The organism is Streptomyces sp. NPDC020422 (genome assembly GCF_044386705.1).
In the GTDB taxonomy this organism is placed as follows: domain Bacteria; phylum Actinomycetota; class Actinomycetes; order Streptomycetales; family Streptomycetaceae; genus Streptomyces.
Genome location: NZ_JBIRVJ010000008.1, coordinates 392,336 through 405,629 on the forward strand (window position 1 = coordinate 392,336; position 13,294 = coordinate 405,629).

The 13,294-nt window shown below is 73.7% G+C and carries 15 protein-coding genes; 7 read left to right on the top strand and 8 right to left on the bottom strand.

Translation table 11 applies throughout. The annotated features are described in order from the left end of the window. Window positions 1-106 precede the first annotated feature (106 nt). The 4 genes from ACH414_RS23655 to ACH414_RS23670 form a co-directional block, all read right to left on the bottom strand. Entirely contained in the window at window positions 107-796 is a 690-nt protein-coding gene (locus ACH414_RS23655) for a response regulator (protein WP_398943223.1), read from the bottom strand. Continuing rightward, window positions 793-2,019: a sensor histidine kinase gene (locus tag ACH414_RS23660; protein ID WP_382548912.1), complete on the bottom strand. Its 1,227-nt coding sequence runs from the start codon at window positions 2,017-2,019 to the stop codon at window positions 793-795. The genes ACH414_RS23655 and ACH414_RS23660 overlap by 4 nt, the downstream gene beginning before the upstream one ends. Before the next feature lie 61 nt (window positions 2,020-2,080). After that, window positions 2,081-2,359, bottom strand: a complete 279-nt coding sequence (locus tag ACH414_RS23665) for a hypothetical protein (protein ID WP_386565153.1) — start codon at window positions 2,357-2,359, stop codon at window positions 2,081-2,083. A 51-nt stretch (window positions 2,360-2,410) separates the two neighbouring features. Beyond that, complete coding sequence (locus ACH414_RS23670) at window positions 2,411-3,205, bottom strand: PspA/IM30 family protein (protein WP_382548916.1); 795 nt, start codon at window positions 3,203-3,205, stop codon at window positions 2,411-2,413. Between the two features lie 249 nt (window positions 3,206-3,454). On the opposite strand from ACH414_RS23670, the gene ACH414_RS23675 reads away from it, so the two are divergent. Next, window positions 3,455-4,057: a DUF3043 domain-containing protein gene (locus ACH414_RS23675; RefSeq protein WP_382548918.1), complete on the top strand. Its 603-nt coding sequence runs from the start codon at window positions 3,455-3,457 to the stop codon at window positions 4,055-4,057. Window positions 4,058-4,104: 47 nt separating this feature from the next. Next, window positions 4,105-4,869: a class I SAM-dependent methyltransferase gene (locus tag ACH414_RS23680; RefSeq protein ID WP_382548920.1), complete on the top strand. Its 765-nt coding sequence runs from the start codon at window positions 4,105-4,107 to the stop codon at window positions 4,867-4,869. Window positions 4,870-4,982: 113 nt separating this feature from the next. Here the strand turns inward: ACH414_RS23680 and ACH414_RS23685 are convergent, their stop codons facing one another. After that, the gene (locus tag ACH414_RS23685; protein WP_382548922.1) at window positions 4,983-5,189 is read right to left on the bottom strand and encodes a hypothetical protein; all 207 of its coding nucleotides are present in this window, start codon (window positions 5,187-5,189) and stop codon (window positions 4,983-4,985) included. An 80-nt stretch (window positions 5,190-5,269) separates the two neighbouring features. On the opposite strand from ACH414_RS23685, the gene ACH414_RS23690 reads away from it, so the two are divergent. The 4 genes from ACH414_RS23690 to ACH414_RS23705 all read left to right on the top strand — a co-directional run bounded on the left by ACH414_RS23690 (window position 5,270) and on the right by ACH414_RS23705 (window position 10,182). Then, complete coding sequence (locus tag ACH414_RS23690) at window positions 5,270-6,472, top strand: bifunctional adenosylcobinamide kinase/adenosylcobinamide-phosphate guanylyltransferase (RefSeq protein WP_382548924.1); 1,203 nt, start codon at window positions 5,270-5,272, stop codon at window positions 6,470-6,472. Between the two features lie 59 nt (window positions 6,473-6,531). Further along, window positions 6,532-7,593, top strand: a complete 1,062-nt coding sequence (cobT, locus tag ACH414_RS23695; protein ID WP_382548926.1) for a nicotinate-nucleotide--dimethylbenzimidazole phosphoribosyltransferase — start codon at window positions 6,532-6,534, stop codon at window positions 7,591-7,593. A gap of 97 nt (window positions 7,594-7,690) precedes the next feature. Then, window positions 7,691-9,451, top strand: a complete 1,761-nt coding sequence (locus ACH414_RS23700) for a phosphatidylglycerol lysyltransferase domain-containing protein (protein ID WP_386565157.1) — start codon at window positions 7,691-7,693, stop codon at window positions 9,449-9,451. Between the two features lie 113 nt (window positions 9,452-9,564). Next, window positions 9,565-10,182, top strand: coding sequence for a hypothetical protein (locus tag ACH414_RS23705; protein ID WP_382548930.1), 618 nt, complete (start codon window positions 9,565-9,567; stop codon window positions 10,180-10,182). Here ACH414_RS23705 and ACH414_RS23710 read toward each other — a convergent pair. After that, window positions 10,122-10,889 carry a hypothetical protein gene (locus tag ACH414_RS23710; RefSeq protein ID WP_382548932.1) on the bottom strand — a complete coding sequence of 256 codons (768 nt, stop codon included), beginning with the start codon at window positions 10,887-10,889 and terminating at the stop codon, window positions 10,122-10,124. The two genes, ACH414_RS23705 and ACH414_RS23710, sit on opposite strands and share 61 nt — an antisense overlap. Before the next feature lie 79 nt (window positions 10,890-10,968). On the opposite strand from ACH414_RS23710, the gene ACH414_RS23715 reads away from it, so the two are divergent. Next, entirely contained in the window at window positions 10,969-11,733 is a 765-nt protein-coding gene (locus ACH414_RS23715; protein ID WP_382548934.1) for an adenosylcobinamide-GDP ribazoletransferase, read from the top strand. Between the two features lie 131 nt (window positions 11,734-11,864). Here ACH414_RS23715 and ACH414_RS23720 read toward each other — a convergent pair whose 3' ends face one another. Together ACH414_RS23720 and ACH414_RS23725 are read right to left on the bottom strand one after the other, a co-directional pair. Beyond that, window positions 11,865-12,668: an endo alpha-1,4 polygalactosaminidase gene (locus tag ACH414_RS23720; RefSeq protein ID WP_382548936.1), complete on the bottom strand. Its 804-nt coding sequence runs from the start codon at window positions 12,666-12,668 to the stop codon at window positions 11,865-11,867. After that, the gene (locus ACH414_RS23725; RefSeq protein WP_382548938.1) at window positions 12,665-13,285 is read right to left on the bottom strand and encodes a spherulation-specific family 4 protein; all 621 of its coding nucleotides are present in this window, start codon (window positions 13,283-13,285) and stop codon (window positions 12,665-12,667) included. The genes ACH414_RS23720 and ACH414_RS23725 overlap by 4 nt, the downstream gene beginning before the upstream one ends. Between the last annotated feature and the right edge of the window lie 9 nt (window positions 13,286-13,294).

The window sequence follows — 13,294 nt, forward strand, 5'->3', positions numbered from 1 at the left end:
GGGCACCCGCCTACACGATCAGCCATGGGGACGCGCGGATCCTCGCCCCCCGGGCCCAATTCCTTATGCCGCGCATACCGCGTCTGGAGTACGCCGGACCCCGGGCTCACTCCACCCGTGGACGTACGAGTCCGGACTCGTACGCGGTGACCACCAGCTGGGCCCGGTCGCGGGCGCCCAGCTTGGCCATGGTCCGGTTCACATGGGTCTTGACGGTGAGCGGGCTGACGTCGAGCCGCTCGGCGATCTCGTCGTTGGAGTGGCCGCCCGCGACGAGCACCAGGACCTCGCGTTCGCGGGCGGTCAGCGCCGCGAGGCGCTCGGAGTAGGCGGGCCCCGACCCGTCCTCGGGGTCCGAACCCCCGCCCTGTGCGAGGAACTTGGCGATCAGGCCCTTGGTCGCGGCCGGGGACAGCAGGGCCTCGCCGGCCGCCGCGATCCGGATGGCGCCGAGCAGCTCCTCCGGTTCGGCGCCCTTGCCGAGGAAGCCGGAGGCCCCGGCGCGCAGCGACTGCACCACGTACTCGTCGACCTCGAAGGTGGTCAGCATGACGATCCGTACGGCGGACAGCTCCGGGTCCGCGGTGATCATGCGGGTGGCGGCGAGGCCGTCGGTGCCGGGCATCCGGATGTCCATCAGGACGACGTCGGCCCGCTCCGCGCGGGCCAGGGCCACCGCCTCGGCGCCGTCGGCGGCCTCGGCGACCACCTCCATGTCGGGCTCGGAGTTCACCAGGACCTTGAAGGCGCTGCGCAGCAGCGCCTGGTCGTCGGCGAGCAGTACCCGGATGGTCACGCTTCCTCCCCGCTGTCGTTCACCGGCAGTATCGCCTGCACCCGGAAGCCGCCTCCGTAGCGGGGTGCGGCGGTGAGCGTGCCGCCGAGCGCGGTGACCCGCTCCCGCATGCCGAGGAGGCCGTGGCCGCCGGTGTCGGCGCCTTCGCCGGGCGGCGGCATCGGGGGGCCGTCGTCCAGGACGGTGATCTCCACGGTGCGGCCGACCCGCACGACGCTCACCTCGGCGCGGGCCTCGGCGCCCGCGTGCTTGCGCACGTTGGTCAGCGCCTCCTGGATGATCCGGTACGCGGCGAGGTCGACGGCGGCCGGCAGGGCGGTACCGCCGTCGGTGCGGGCCAGCTCCACGGGCAGCCCCGCGTTGCGGAAGGTGACCAGCAGGTCGTCGAGGACGGCGAGCCCCGACACCGGCTCGGTGGGGGCCTCCGGGTCGCCCGACTGGCGCAGCAGCCCGACCGTGGCGCGCAGCTCGTCGAGGGCGGAGCGGCTGGCCGCGCGAACGTGCCCGAGGGCCTCCTTGGCCTGGTCGGGGCGCTTGTCCATGACGTGCGCGGCGACTCCGGCCTGCACGTTGACCAGGGCGATGTGGTGGGCGACGACGTCATGCAGGTCGCGGGCGATCCGCAGCCGCTCCTCGGCGACCCGGCGGCGGGCCTCCTCCTCGCGGGTGCGCTCGGCCCGCTCGGCCCGCTCGCGGATGGCGTCCACGAAGGCGCGGCGGCTGCGCACCGCGTCCCCGGCGGCCGCGGCCATCCCGGTCCAGGCGAAGACGCCCAGGTTCTCCTGCGCGTACCAGGGGGTGGGCCCGAAGAACATCGCGGTGGCGGTCAGCACGCCCATGGTGGCGATGCCGAGCCGCCAGGTGGTGGGCCGGTCGGTGAGGGAGGCGACGGTGAAGAGGGCGACGACCGCGCTCATGGCGACCGGCGCGGGCCGCTCGTCGCGGACCAGCTCCACCAGGGCGAAGCCGGCGGTGAGGACGAGCACGGGGATGGGCCTGCGGCGCCGGAGGACCAGGGCGGTGGCCGCGAGCAGCATCAGCACGACCCCGCCGGCGGTGGGCGCGCGGGTGCCGAAGGTGGGCCCGGTGGGGCCGTGCGGGTCGGTGAAGGAGCTGATGACCATGGCCACCAGCACGAGGAACGCGAGACCCGCGTCGAAGGCGAGCGGATGGGCCCGCAGCCAGGCCCGGGCCCGGGTGAGGAGGGTGCCGTCGGTCGTCACAGCAGGAAACGGTACGGCGCCCGCGGGCCGGGGCGGTCGCCCCGGCCCGGCCCGGCCCCGGTCAGCCCGGGATCAGGCCGTCGTCGGAGAGCATCTGGCGCACCTCGTCGAGGCTCGCGTCCTCGGCGGGCAGGATCAGCTCGGAGGGCTCCAGGGCGTCGTCGGGCAGCGGCGCGCCGATCCGGCGGACGGCGTCGAGGAGGGCGCCGAGGGTCCGGCGGAAGCCCGCCTCGTCCCCCGACTCCATCTCCTGGAGGAGCTCGTCGTCCAGCTTGTTCAGTTCCGCGAAGTGACTGTCGGCCAGCTTCCACTGGCCCTCCCCCATGATCCGTACGATCATGACGTGCCGTCCTCCTGAACGAAGTGCCCCTGGGTGTGTCCCTGAGGGCCGCTACTTCTCGAAGCGCGGGTGGGACTGCTGCTGCGCCTGGTCCGGCCGGCCGGCCGCGCCGCCTTCGATGGCCTGCTGCTGCGCGGAGGAGCCCCCGGCCAGCTCGGCCTTCATCCGCTGGAGCTCCAGCTCGACGTCCGTACCTCCGGACAGCCGGTCGAGCTCCGCCTGGATGTCGTCCTTGCCCAGGCCGGACTGGTCGTCGAGCGCGCCCGAGGCGAGCAGCTCGTCGATCGCGCCGGCCCGCGCCTGGAGCTGGGCCGTCTTGTCCTCGGCCCGCTGGATCGCCAGGCCGACGTCGCTCATCTCCTCCGAGATGCCGGAGAAGGACTCGGCGATCCGGGTCTGCGCCTGGGCCGCCGTGTAGGTCGCCTTGATCGTCTCCTTCTTGGTGCGGAAGGCGTCGACCTTGGCCTGGAGGCGCTGCGCCGCAAGGGTGAGCTTCTCCTCCTCGCCCTGCAGGGTCTGGTGCTGGACCTCCAGGTCGCTCACCTGCTGCTGCAGCGCGGCGCGCCGGGACAGCGCCTCGCGCGCCAGGTCCTCGCGGCCGAGCGCCAGCGCCTTGCGGCCCTGGTCCTCCAGCTTGGCGGACTGGCCCTGGAGCTGGTTCAGCTGCAGCTCCAGGCGCTTGCGGGAGGTCGCCACGTCGGCGACGCCACGGCGCACCTTCTGCAGGAGCTCCAGCTGCTTCTGGTACGAGTAATCGAGGGTCTCGCGCGGATCCTCGGCCCGGTCGAGGGCCTTGTTTGCCTTCGCGCGGAAGATCATCCCCATACGCTTCATGACACCGCTCATGGGCTTCGCGCGCCCCCTTCTGACGGACTCGGCTCCAGCTCTCCAACAGAAACCACAGTACGGTTCCTGCCTCCATTACCGCACTGTTCGGGACCCGATGTGCTCCTCCCCAAGGACGAGTGGCGATCATCCGCCCTCCCGCCCAGGGAGTAGGGCGACCCCGGTGTCCTCTGCCGAGGACGCAGGCCGTTAGCGGATCGTTCCCGCGATCACTGGGGTCCATGCGCGGCACCACGTACCCTTGGCCTTGTGTTCCGTAGCCGTTCGAAGGATGAGAAGGCCCCCACCGACAAGGTGACGGCGGACCTCTCCAAGCAGCCCCGCGACCCCGAGGCCCCCAAGGGCCGCCCGACCCCGAAGCGGAGTGAGGCCCAGTCCCAGCGCCGCCGTGCGCAGTCCGCGCCGATGGACCGCAAGGAAGCCGCCAAGCGTCAGCGCGAGGCGCGCCGCACGGACCTGGCCCGGCAGCGCGAGGCGCTGGCGAGCGGTGACGAGCGTTATCTGCCGGCCCGTGACAAGGGTCCGGTTCGGCGCTTCGTGCGTGACTTCGTCGACTCGCGCTTCGCGGTCGCCGAGTTCTTCCTGCCGATGGCCGTGGTCATCCTCGTGCTCTCGCTCTTCGGCAACGCCAACCGTTCGCTGCAGAACATCTCGCTGCTGCTGTGGGCCGGTGTGATCGTCATGATCGTCATCGACTCGATCGGCATCGTGTTCCGTCTGCGCAAGCAGCTGAACGAGCGCTTCCCGAACGAGTCGAAGCGCGGCGCCGTCGCGTACGGCCTGATGCGCACGCTCCAGATGCGCCGGCTGCGGCTGCCGAAGCCGCAGGTCAAGCGCGGAGAGCGGCCCTGAGCGCGGACCGCTCCGGTTCCGGTGCGGGCGGCCGGACGCTGCCCGTCGTGGCCCACTGGCCGGTCGTGGCCGGCGGGCTGCGTGACACCGTCCGGCAGGAGCTGATCGCGCGCCAGCTCGACGAGCAGATAGCCGGCCGCTACCCCGTGGGGCAGCGGCTGCGGATCCTCGACGCGGGCATGGGGCAGGGCACCCAGGCCCTGCGCCTGGCCCGGGCCGGTCACACCGTGACCGGGCTGGAGGCCGACCCCGAGCTGCTCAAGGCGGCCCGGGAGTCGCTGGCGACCGAACCGGCCGGGATCCGCGAGCGGGTCCGGCTGATCGAGGGCGAGGGGCACGAGACCGGGGTGCACTTCCTGCCCGGCAGCTTCGACGTCGTCCTCTGTCACGGCGTGCTGATGTACGCCGACGAGCCAGACGCCCTGCTCGCCGGCCTGGCCCGGATGCTGGCCCCCGGGGGCCTGCTCTCCCTGGTGGTGCGCAACGCGGAGGCGCTGGCCATGCGGCCGGGGCTCGCCGGGGACTGGACGGGGGCGCTCGGCGCCTTCGACTCGGACGTGTACACCGACCGCAACGGCACGAAGGTGCGGGCCGACCGCCTCGACGCGCTCACCGCGACCCTCGCCGGGATCGCCGCGCCGCTGCACGCCTGGTACGGCGTGCGGGTCTTCACCGACGGCATCCCGGGCGACCTGGGCCTGCCGGCCGCGGACGAGCTGGAACGCCTCCTGACCGCCGAGGACCGGGCCGCCCGCACGGACCCGTACCGGCGCATCGCGGGCCTGCTGCACCTGTGCGGGGTGCGGGGCTAGCACCGTAACCGGGGCCCGAGGCGCGCCCCGGCCGATCTTGCACGCCGGGGGCGCAGCCCCGGGATACGGGGCGCGGGCCTCGGGCCCGTGCCCCGTTGGTGTCGCCGGGCGCTCTAGCCCTCCGCGTCGAGGGCCATCGGGCCGTAGATCTTCGTGCCGTCCTCCGACAGCGTCGCCTGGTCGGCGCCGCCGTCGAGGAGGTCGCGCCAGTTCTCACCCAGCCACGACTCCGCGTCGCCCTGGGTGGTGAACTCCTCGGGGGTCACCGCCGGGGTGACCTCGGTGCCGTCGGACTTCTCGAACCGCCACGCCCATGCCATGTCAGCCTCCGGATGATCGGTTTCCTGCCCGCAGCGTAGCCGGGCGCGCACCGCTCGCGGTGACGCGGGAGGATCTGAGGGTGGAACTGACTCTGCTCGGCACCGGCGCACCCCTCGGACTCCCCCGCCCCGGCTGCCCCTGCGCGGTGTGCGCGCTGTCCCGGGGGGCACGGGCGCGGGCCGCGACCTCGTTGCTGGTGGACGGGGCCCTGCTGCTGGACCTGACGCCGGGTGCCGCGCTGGCCGCCGCCCGGTCGGGGCACTCGCTGGTCGGGGTGCGGCAGGTGCTGCTGACGCATCCGCACGACGGGCCGGCGCTGGAACTGCCCGCGGGGCTGCCCTCGGCGGGGCGGGTGCCGGACGGGCGCGAGTTGACGCTGATCAGCGGGCACCGGGTGCGGGCGGTGTCCATGGACTCCCCCGGGACCGGGTACGAGGTCGTGTCCGGTGAGGGCGAGCGGCTGCTCTACCTGCCGCCGGGGGGCGCGGTCGCCGGGCTGCCGGGTGATCACCAGCCGCCGTACGACATGGTCGTCGCCGATGTGACGGGGCGGCCGGACGGGCTCGCCCGGCTGCGGGCCAGCGGGGCCGTCGGTCCCGAGACCGACGTCATCGCCGTCCACCTCGACCATGACGCCCCCACCGGCGCCGAGCTGGACCGGCGGCTCGCTGCGGCCGGGGCGCGGGCGGTGCCGGACGGGTCGACGCTGTACGTGGGCGAGTACCACGCCGTGCCGGACGTGCCGCGCCGGACGCTGGTCACCGGCGGCGCCCGGTCCGGGAAGTCCGTGGAGGCCGAGCGGCGTCTGGAGACCTTCCCCGAGGTGCTGTACGTGGCGACCGGCGGCTCCCGCGAGGGCGACCCGGAGTGGGCCCACCGGGTGGGCCTGCACCGGGAGCGGCGGCCGGGGTCCTGGCGTACCGCGGAGACCTGCGACCTCGTACCGCTGCTCGGGGAGGAAGGGCCCGCCCTGCTCATCGACTGCCTCTCGCTGTGGCTGACGGACGCCATGGACCGGGTCGGGGCCTGGGACGACGAGCGGTGGGCGGCCGGGGGGCGGGCGGCGTTGGCCGAGCGGGTCGGCGAGCTGGTGGCGGCCGTGCGGGAGACCTCCCGGACCGTCGTGGCGGTGACCAACGAGGTGGGGTCCGGGGTCGTGCCCGCCACCGCCTCCGGGCGCCGGTTCCGCGACGAGCTCGGCCGGCTCAACGCGGCCTTCGCCGACGAGTGCGAGCAGGTGCTCCTGGTGACCGCGGGACAGGCGTTGGTGCTGCGCGGGTAGGGTTCGGACGTCCGATGACCGTGCCCACGAGCGATTGACGTCCCTAGGCGGAACGAACCTTGAACCTCGACGACTTCTCCGATCTGATCGAGCGCCCCGACGGCGGGGTACGGCGTGACGCCGAGGAGCGCAGGGAGCGGCTGAGCGTCCGCCCCGGCGCGCTCGGGCGGCTCGACGAGCTGGGCGAGTGGCTGTCGGCGGCGCAGGGCGCCGTTCCGCCGCGCCCGGTGGAGCAGCCGAAGGTGGTGCTCTTCGCGGGCGACCACGGCGTCGCCTCGCTGGACGTGTCCGGGCGGCCCGCGGGCGGCGGCTACGAGCTGGTGCGCGCGGTGCTCGACGGGTCGAGCCCGGTCGCGGTGCTCGCGCGCGCCCAGCAGGTGCCGGTGCGGGTGGTCGACGCGGGTCTGGACTGCGATCCGGAGCTGCTGCCGGCGGAGGTGACGCGGCGCCGGGTGCGGCGCGGCACGGGCCGGATCGACATCGAGAACGCGCAGACCCTCGAAGAGACCCGCGCGGCGCTCGAACTCGGCATCGCCGTCGCCGACGAGGAGGCCGACTCCGGGACCGACCTGGTGGTGCTCGGTGACGTGAGCGTGGGAGGCACCACTCCCGCCGCCACGCTCATCGCCGCGCTCTGCGGGACCGACGCCTCCGTGGTCACCGGCCGCGGCGGCGCGGGGATCGACGACCTGGCCTGGATGCGCAAGTGCGCGGCGATCCGCGACGCGCTGCGCCGGGCCCGCCCGGTCCTGGGCGACCAGCTGGAGCTGCTCGCGGCCGTCGGCGGACCGGACCTGGCGGCGACGACCGGCTTCCTGCTGCAGGCCTCGGTGCGGCGGCTGCCGGTGATCCTGGACGGCGTGGTGGGCGCGGCCTGTGCGCTGGTGGCGCAGCGGGCGGCGTTCCGGGCGCCGGACTGGTGGCTGGCGGGCCAGGTGAGCGGTGAGCCGGCGCAGGCGAAGGCGCTGGACCGGATGGCGCTCAACCCTCTGCTCGACCACGGCGTCACTGTGGGCGAGGGAACCGGGGCGTTGCTCGCGCTTCCCCTCGTCCGGGCCGCCGCCGCGCTGGCCGCGGAGCTGCCGGAGACGACCACTCCGGTGGCGGACGGGGAGGACTGAGCCGGATCGCGGCTCCGGGTGCGGCCCTTCCGCCACGTGCGGACGGCCGCACCCGGAGCCCAGCCATGCAGTGCGATGCCCCATATGATCGCTTTTCATGGGAGAGGTCCGTTTGTCCACCGAAGAAGCGCCCCGGACCACGGTCCGCTCGCGGCGCAGTGCCGCGTTCGCCGTCTGGTACCTGCGGGCCGTCACGTTCGTCAATTTCCTGAGCGCCGTCTGGGTCTCGTTCGGCCAGGACCTGCGCCGGCACAACGAGGACGACTACTTCACCCCGTACATGCTCACCGCCGGCTTCGCCTCCGGCGTCTTCACCCTCTTCCTGGCGATCACCATGCGCCGCCGCAAGCGTGCCGCCTGGATCCTCAACGTGGTCCTGAGCGGGCTCTTCCTGCTGCTCTTCGCGCTGGTGATGCTCTTCCCCGAGATCCGTCAGCACGCCCAGAACTGGGTCTCGCTGGTCCTGACCGCCGCCTTCTTCGTCTCCCTGCTGCTCGGCCGCAAGGAGTTCTACGCGAAGGGCGACCGCTCCAACCCGCTGCTCGCCGCGGCGGTGGCGGTCGGCGGACTGCTCGTCACCTCGCTGCTCGCCGCGGTCCTGGTGACGGTCACCAACACCGCCGCCGGCCACTCCGACTTCCTGGACCGCTGGAAGTACGGCGTGATGCGGCTGGTCACGCTGGCCACCGACGACTCCTCGTACCCCACGATCAGCACGCCGGGCTGGGTGGACGTCGTCATCAACATCATGTCGACGCTGCTGCTCTTCGCCGTGCTGTTCGCCGCCTTCCGCTCCCGGCGGGCCGTCGACCCGCTCACCGAGGAGGACGAGGACAAGCTGCGGGCGCTGCTCGACAAGCAGGGCGACCGGGACTCCCTCGGCTACTTCGCGCTGCGCCGCGAGAAGAGCGTCGTGTGGTCGCCCAGCGAGAAGGCCGCCATCGCCTACCGCGTGGTCGGCGGGGTGTCCCTCGCCTCCGGGGACCCGATCGGCGATCCGGAGGCCTGGCCCGGTGCCATCGAGCCCTGGCTGGCCGAGGCCCGCGAGCACGGCTGGATCCCGGCCGTGATGGGCGCGAGCGAGGAGGCCGGCACCATCTACGCCCGGCACGGTCTCGACGCCCTGGAGCTGGGTGACGAGGCGATCGTGGAGACCGACGAGTTCACCCTGGACGGGCGGGCCATGCGCACCGTCCGGCAGGCCTACAACCGGGTCAAGCGGGCCGGTTACGAGGTCCGCATCCGGCGCCACGCGGACATCCCCGCCGACGAGATGGACGAGCTGCTGCGCAAGGCGGACGACTGGCGCGACGGGGCCACCGAGCGCGGCTTCTCGATGGCGCTCGGCCGGCTCGGCGACCCGCGCGACGGGCAGTGCGTGATGCTGGAGTGCTCCGACGAGTCGGGCGAGCTGCGCGCGGTGCTGTCCTTCGTGCCCTGGGGGCCGAAGGGGCTGTCCCTGGACCTGATGCGCCGGGACCGGGACTCCGAGAACGGCCTGATGGAGTTCATGGTGATCGAGCTCCTCCAGCGCGCGAAGGAGATCGGGATCACTCAGGTCTCGCTGAACTTCGCGATGTTCCGGTCCGTCTTCGAACGCGGCTCGAAGCTCGGGGCGGGACCCGTGCTGCGCATGTGGCGTTCGCTGCTCAGCTTCTTCTCCCGCTGGTGGCAGATCGAGTCGCTGTACCGCGCCAACGCCAAGTACCGACCGATCTGGGAGCCCCGCTTCATGCTCTTCGAGAAGAGCGCCGACCTGCTGCGCATCGGCCTCGCCGCCGGGCGCGCCGAGGGCTTCCTGGAGGCTCCCGGCCTGCCCAAGTGGCTGCACCGCAAGCACCTGGAGGGCAGGCGTTGAGAACGGCACGGGGGACGCGCGGGGGGCTGAAGGGCTTCGCCATACGCGAGTGGGGACCGCTCTGCACGGCCGTGCGGACGGCGCTCGTCACCCGGAGGTGGCGGGCGGTCCCGATGACCCTGGCCGCGGTGTGCCTCACCGCCGTCTTCCAGATCGTGCAGAACCAGGACTGGGGCTACCGGCCGGTCCAGGACATCGGCTCGGTCCGGGCCGAGGACCCGCTGCTCCTGGCGCTGCTGCGGACCCCGCTCTCGCTCTACGTGCCCGCGCTCGACCTGCCGGTGTGGGGCGCGCTCGCGCAGGTCCTGCTGGTCTTCGGGATCGCCGAGATCTGCCTGGGCCGGTGGCGGACGCTGCTCATCGCGTACGCGGCGACGCTGGCCGGCACGCTGTACGCGCGGGTCGGCATCGCCCTGGGTCCCGGCAGCCCGCTGGGGCTGCCCGCCTCGGACGCGCTCGTGGTGGACACCGGCCCGTCGGCGGCGGTGGTCGCCCTCGCGGTGTACGTCTGCTGGCGCTACCGGGCCCGGTGGACGGCGGCCCTGGTGGTGGTGGCGATGGTGGTCGAGGTGCTGATCAAGAACAACCTGGCGGGCAAGGAGCACATCGCCGCCATCGCCGTGGTCCTCGCGGTCATCGCCGTCCAGGAGTGGCGGGGCCGGCGGCCCGGTCAGCGCGGCGTGGAGCCGCGCCCCGGGACGCGCTCCTGGAAGCCGCCGATCAGGTCCTGAGCGCGCCGGCGCAGCCGGGTCCAGCGCTTGTCGTGCCGGTAGGCGCGGACCCGCGAGCGGGCCCGGGAGCGGTGGCGCCGGGCGTAGAGGCGCCGGTCCCACCAGGAGCCGGGGCGGGCGAGTCGGACGGCGCCGACGATGGCGACGAACGGGACGAGGGTGCCGAGCACGGCCATCCGGAACTTGCCCTTCACCAGGGTGACCAGGACCAGCAGGAAGTTCACGCCGAGGGTCAGGAGGAAGGTGGCGCGGTTGTGCCGCTCCTCCGTCGACATGTCGTTCACGCCGAGCGGGGAGAAGCCGGCCAGGGTGAGCAGCACGAGGGCGGCGGTGAGGACCACGACCTCGACGCTCTTGCGGCCGTCCTCGGACCAGTAGACGTCGTCGAGGTGCAGGATCAGCGCGAACTCGTCGAGGACGAGCCCGGCGCCGACCCCGAACAGCACGGCGAAGACGGCGGCGCCGACGCCCTCCCGGCCCCCGCTGGCGACCGCCCCGAACCCGCCGACGACGGTGAGGACCACGCCGGGCACCACGTGGTGGATGTGCAGACCGCCGGAGGAGACGTTGCGGAACGGGCCCTTGCCGGCCCGGATGAGCCTGGTCACCGTCCGGGTGACCAGGAAGGTCAGCACGAAGGAGGTCAGGGCGAGGAAGAGCGGGAGCTTCCCGGGTTCGACGATGTTGCGGGAGAACCAGTGACCCATGCCACCCCTCTGCCTTTTGTTCTGTTTCGTACCCTATGGCCAATCTAGCGTCCGGTCCGGTGGCACTACCCTTCCGCGGATGGACGGCCTGCGTTTCGCCTTCGGCACCCTCACGGTGCTCCCCGCCCGCATCACCCGCTGGGACCGCGACGCGGCCCGCGCCGGGATGCTCTGCGCCCCCCTCGCGGGCCTCGTCGTCGGCCTGTGCGCGGCGGCGGTCGGCGGGGCGTTCCTGCTGCTCGGCTCGGGCCCGCTGCTCGCCGCCGTCCTCACGGTGGCCGTGCCGGCCCTGATGACCCGCGGCCTCCACCTCGACGGCCTCGCCGACACCGCCGACGGCCTCGGCAGCGCCAAGCCCGCCGAGGACGCGCTGCGCATCATGAAGCAGTCCGACATCGGCCCGTTCGGGGTGATCGCGCTGCTCTTCGCCCTGCTCGCCCAGGTCGCCGCGCTCCACGAGCTGTACGCCGAGAGCCGGCCCCAGGGCATGGTCGCCGCCGTCCTCGCCGCCACCGTCGCCCGGCTCGCCCTCACCCGCGCCTCCCGCGAGGGCGTCCCGGCGGCCCGCCCCGAGGGCCTCGGCGCGATCGTCGCCGCGACGGTCCCGCGACGGTCGGCCGCCCTGGCTTCCGGTCTGCTCCTCGTCCTCTGCGCGGCGGCCGGCGCCCTCCTCTCCCCGTACGACGCCCTCCGCCTCCCCCTCGCCGCGCTCGCCGCCCTCGGAATCGCCGAACTCCTCCTCCGGCGCTGCGTCCGCCGCTTCGGCGGGGTGACCGGGGACGTGTTCGGCGCGGTGGCGGAGACGGCGGCGACGGTGGCGCTGGTGGCGCTCACCTTGGGGTGAACCCGGAGCCCAGGTGCTCGCGCGCGGCGTCGGCACGCCCGGTTCCTGCGCGGCCGGGGGCCGTCACGACCACACGGCGAGCGGGAACTACAGCATGCTGCCCGAGCCGCCGCAGGTGTGGTGACCGCCCGTCAGCAGGCCCGGCGCCAGGCCCCCAGGTCGTACTCCTTGCGCATCGAGCTGAGCCCGAGGCGCCTGGACTGGGCGCAGAACTGGTGGGGTTCCCGCTCGTACTCGACGTGGAACACCGCCTTGCCGGCCTTCACGAAGGGGGTGAGGGCCTCGCACTCGGCGTACTCGGCGCACTGTTCGTTGACCGCGAAGTCGAAGTCGGAGACCAGCTGGGGGATCTGGTCCAGGTCGTTCTTCAGGCCCACCGCGAGGCCGCGGGCGTGGGCCAGGCGGGCGATCAGGCGGTTGTAGCGGAGCTGGTCGGCGGCGGTGAGGGGGAAGCCGGTGTCGTTCCGGTAGCCGTCCATGTTGTCGGGTTCCACCGCGTCGAAGCCCTTCGCCCGGCACAGGTCCAGACGGGCCGCCATGAGCGGGGTGAGGAGGTCGGTGCGGCGGATGTCGAGCCAGCGTTCGCCCTGCCAGCCGTTGCCCTTGCCCAGGAGGGCCTTGGGGAACTTCGCCGCATCGGGGCGGAAGTCCTCCCAGGCGCCGGTGGAGACGTAGCAGATCACCTTGCGGCCGCGCCGGTGCAGGTCGGCGACGGCCGACGCCGGGTGGTCGAAGGCGTCGATGTCGTAGACCGGGGCGTCCACGGAGGGGTCGAGGCGGCCGCTCAGCTGCCACTGCCAGGGGGTGCCGGGGCGGGGGTGCCACACGGGGGTCGGCTTGGGGTCCGGGGTGGGGGGCGCGGGGGGTGCGGGCGGGGATGAGCAGGCCGCCAGCAGGATCAGCAGGAGGGCGAGCGAGGGGAGTACGCGTCTCATCGGGCCGGCTCCAGGGTGTGCGGAAGGGTGCCCCACGGGTGTGCCCCCGTGCCCGGGACCGCGCAGTGCACCGGGGTCGCGGGGCGGACGTCGGCCGGGGCCGCGTACACCAGGTGGCAGTAATGATCCTCCACCGGCAGGTCGAGGTGCCGGTAGGCGTCCCAGGGGCCCTCGAAGGTGACGAGCAGATCGGCGAGGGCCTCGTAGCCCGGGGCGGGGTGGGCGCCGTGGTTGAGGACCAGGGTGCGCACGCCGGCGGCCCGCGCGGAGACGGCCAGCCGCCGGTAGTGCGGCAGCGCCGCCGGCTCGGTCGGCACCTGGTCGAGGAACGCGCCGTCCGCTCCGTACCAGTCGCGGTGCCGCACCAGGTCGGCGACGACCTCGGCGTGCGGGCGGCGCCCGTAGTCGGTGTCCGCGTAGCCGAGGACCCGCACGTCGGCCGCCCGCAGCCGTGCCGCTATCTCCGCGAAGGCCGCGTCGCGCGAACGGCCCGCGCCGCTGGCCGGGTTGAGGACGACGCCGTAGAGCACGGGCGCCGCCGCCACGACGGCGTCCCAGTCCTCGGGGCGGTCGGCGGGGTGCTCGTAGAAGGGGACGAGGAGCGAGGAGGGGGTCACGGTCCGGTT

Coding starts and splice junctions, on each gene's coding strand:
- ACH414_RS23665 (WP_386565153.1), bottom strand. CDS start 2,359: ATGATCGTACGGATCATGGGGGAGGGCCAGTGGAAGCTGGCCGACAGT.
- ACH414_RS23670 (WP_382548916.1), bottom strand. CDS start 3,205: ATGAGCGGTGTCATGAAGCGTATGGGGATGATCTTCCGCGCGAAGGCA.
- ACH414_RS23685 (WP_382548922.1), bottom strand. CDS start 5,189: ATGGCATGGGCGTGGCGGTTCGAGAAGTCCGACGGCACCGAGGTCACC.
- ACH414_RS23700 (WP_386565157.1), top strand. CDS start 7,691: ATGGGAGAGGTCCGTTTGTCCACCGAAGAAGCGCCCCGGACCACGGTC.
- ACH414_RS23705 (WP_382548930.1), top strand. CDS start 9,565: ATGACCCTGGCCGCGGTGTGCCTCACCGCCGTCTTCCAGATCGTGCAG.
- ACH414_RS23710 (WP_382548932.1), bottom strand. CDS start 10,889: ATGGGTCACTGGTTCTCCCGCAACATCGTCGAACCCGGGAAGCTCCCG.
- ACH414_RS23715 (WP_382548934.1), top strand. CDS start 10,969: ATGGACGGCCTGCGTTTCGCCTTCGGCACCCTCACGGTGCTCCCCGCC.
- ACH414_RS23720 (WP_382548936.1), bottom strand. CDS start 12,668: ATGAGACGCGTACTCCCCTCGCTCGCCCTCCTGCTGATCCTGCTGGCG.